The 954-nt window shown below is 76.6% G+C and carries 1 pseudogene; it reads left to right on the plus strand.

What is annotated here, in order from left to right:
• Positions 1–212: 212 nt before the first annotated feature.
• Positions 213–954: pseudogene (locus CS2_RS18315) on the plus strand (hypothetical protein); the annotation flags it as partial.

Here is a 954-nt window from a genome sequence, read left to right on the forward strand (position 1 = left end):
GTCCACGACGCTGGGCCAGATGGGTGCCTCGGTCGCCGAGCTCGCCCGCCTGTCCGACGACCTGCGTCGCCGCGTCGCCGCGTTCACCTACTGAGACCGGAGCGGGCCCCGGGTGAGATGCGCTCCGGCGCCTCACCCGGGGCCCGCGCCGTCCGATGGGACGCACGCAAGGGGGCGCCCGGATCCGACTCGACCGCCCTCGGAGGCAGACCATGTCCCGTACCCCTGCAGCAGGCCCCGCCCGCCGTCGTGGGCTCCGCGCGACGATCCTCGCGATCGGTGCGGCGGGCGTCGCGTCGGCCGTGCTCACCGGGGGCGTCGCGTTCGCGGGCGTCGCGGCGCTCGACCGCGCGACGTCGCGGATCGACGACCTGCTCGACGCGACGCAGGCCGTCGGCGAGGTGCGGATGTTCAACAGCGACGTCTCGGGCTGGCAGACGGCCTACGCGTGGGACACGCGGCGCCTCGGCGGCCCCGAGGCCGTCGCCGCCGACGCCGCGAGCCGCCAGGGCTACCTGACGTCGGCCGACGGGCTCCGCGACGCGCTCACCGTGCTCGAGGAGCGCTCGGCCGTGCTCGAGCCCGCGCAGCGCGAGACCGTCGAGCAGATCGCCACCCTGTGGGACGACTTCTTCGCCATCGACGACCGCGTGGTCGCCGCGTACGCCGCGGGCGACCTCGAGGCGGGCGACGCGCTCATCGCGGGCGACGGCTGGGACGTCTACGGCCGGATCGGCGAGCTCACGCTGGGCCTCCAGCAGGAGGTCGAGCAGGCCGGCGAGGCCGCCGACCGGGCCTCGACGCGCGTCGCCGTCCTCACGGTGGCCGGCGTCGCCGCGGCGATCGTCGTCGGTGCGGCGGGTGCCGTGGCCGGTGCGGTGCTGGTGTCGCGGCGGGTGCTGCGGGGTGTCGGTGCGGTGCAGCGGTCGGTGGCGGCGATGGCGCAGGGGGATC

The sequence above is a fragment of the Cellulomonas iranensis NBRC 101100 = JCM 18110 genome (genome assembly GCF_001552375.1).
Classification (GTDB): Bacteria; Actinomycetota; Actinomycetes; order Actinomycetales; family Cellulomonadaceae; genus Cellulomonas; species Cellulomonas iranensis.